Below are 1,697 nucleotides of genomic sequence, written 5' to 3' on the forward strand. Positions count from 1 at the left end.
CGCACGCCGGCGGGGTCGTCGTGCTCTTTGGCCCGGGCCTCCCGGGCGGCGACGGCGGCGACGAGGTCGGGGACCGGCTCGGCGGGGGCCAGCGGCGGGCCGTGCTCGGCGACGGCACGCAGCATGCCTCCGTCGTCCGGCCCCTCGGCGACCGCGATCCGCATGCCCCGATTCTGCCCGCCGCGTCCGACAGTCCCGGCGACGGCCGGCTGGGGAGGGAAGTTCTCACCCGGCCGCGGCGATGCCGTGATGCGTTTGTTGGAGATCCCGGGCTTGGACCCCTCTGCGGCCGTGTGCCCCTACGCTCGCTCGTCAGGGCGCGCGGACGTTCTAGTGTCCTGCGCCGGAAATCCGAAGCCGGTCACGCGCCGTCCGGTCCGGGCGGCCCGCTGTCCGGGTCCTCGGTTCTTCGGCGGCCGGAGCGCTCGGCATGGGCACGCCAAACCGTGCCCATGCCGCATCGCCCCAGTGGCCTGATCAGCCGATGCCGCTTCAGCGGCACCCGTCCGACTCCCCTGCCACACCAGAACCGTAGCCGTACCGCCTCCTTTTATCAAACAGACGTTTTTGTTCGACAACCCTCCAAAGAGGTCGTAGACAGTGTCTACCGAATGATGGTAGACATTGTCCATGCATGCGGAGGACTCTCTTCGGGACCGGCTCGTCGACGTCGGCGTGGACCTCGTCCTCACCGAGGGCGTCTCGTCGCTGGGGCTGCGGGAGATCGCCCGCCGGGCGGGGGTCTCGCACGGGGCGCCCCGCCGGTACTTCCCCACTCATCAGGCGCTGCTGTCGGCGATCGCCCGGCGCGGTTTCGGCGACCTCGCCGCGCGGTTCGCCGCGGCGGCCGACGACGGGGCGCCGCCACGGGCACAGTTGCGGGCGCTGGCCGGCGCGTACGTGCGGTACGCGCAGGAGCATCCCGGCATGTTCGCGCTGATGTTCCGGCACGATCTGCTGCGCGGGGAGGCGCGGGCGGCGGGCGGACCGCCGCTGCGGGAGGCGAGCCTGCCGCTGTTCGGCCGGCTCGTCGAACTCGTCGCCCGGTGCGGTGTACGGCGCGACGTCCCCGCGGAGGTGATCGCGGTCGCGCTGTGGACCAACATGCACGGCGTCGCCGAACTCTGGAGCCGGGGCAGCATCGGCCTGGCGCTGGACGAGGAGGACACGACGCCCGACGACGACCGACTCGACCTGCTCATCGCCACGATCGTCGACACTCACCTGGGCGACGCGTGAACGGCGCGGCGGCGCCTCGCGGTCGGCACAACGCCGATGACCAGCACGCACGGCGCCGCCGAACTCCGGGGCAGCGTCGACCTGACGGTGGACGAGCAGGACACGACACCCGGCAACCACCGGCTCATCGCCACCCGCCCGGGCGACGCGTGACGGCGCGGCGGCGCCTCGCCCTCACGGTCAGCGCGGCCGGTGCGATGCTGGTCGCGCTGGACGGCACGGTGCTGATGGTGGCGCAGCCCAGCGTACGGCGTGATCTCGGCGCGAGCGTGGCGCAGACGCAGTGGACGAGCACCGGCTACCTGCTCGCCGTGGCCGCGCTGCTGGTCATCGCCGGACGCCTCGGCGACCGGTACGGCCATCGGCGGCTGCTGCTGTGCGGCCTGCTCGGCTTCGCGGCGGCCTCGGCCGGGATCGCGGTCGCGCCGGGCATCGGCTGGGTGATCGGGCTGCGCGTC

2 protein-coding genes are annotated in these 1,697 nt (G+C 73.2%); both read left to right on the top strand.

What is annotated here, in order from left to right:
* Window positions 1-630: 630 nt before the first annotated feature.
* Window positions 631-1,239: a TetR/AcrR family transcriptional regulator gene (locus tag ACFFNX_RS49295; protein WP_378213389.1), complete on the top strand. Its 609-nt coding sequence runs from the start codon at window positions 631-633 to the stop codon at window positions 1,237-1,239.
* Between the two features lie 149 nt (window positions 1,240-1,388).
* Window positions 1,389-1,697, top strand: a 309-nt coding sequence (locus tag ACFFNX_RS49300) for an MFS transporter (protein WP_378213390.1), incomplete at its 3' end; no start/stop codon positions are given.

The organism is Actinoallomurus acaciae, from assembly GCF_042429965.1.
GTDB classification, from domain to species: domain Bacteria; phylum Actinomycetota; class Actinomycetes; order Streptosporangiales; family Streptosporangiaceae; genus Actinoallomurus; species Actinoallomurus acaciae.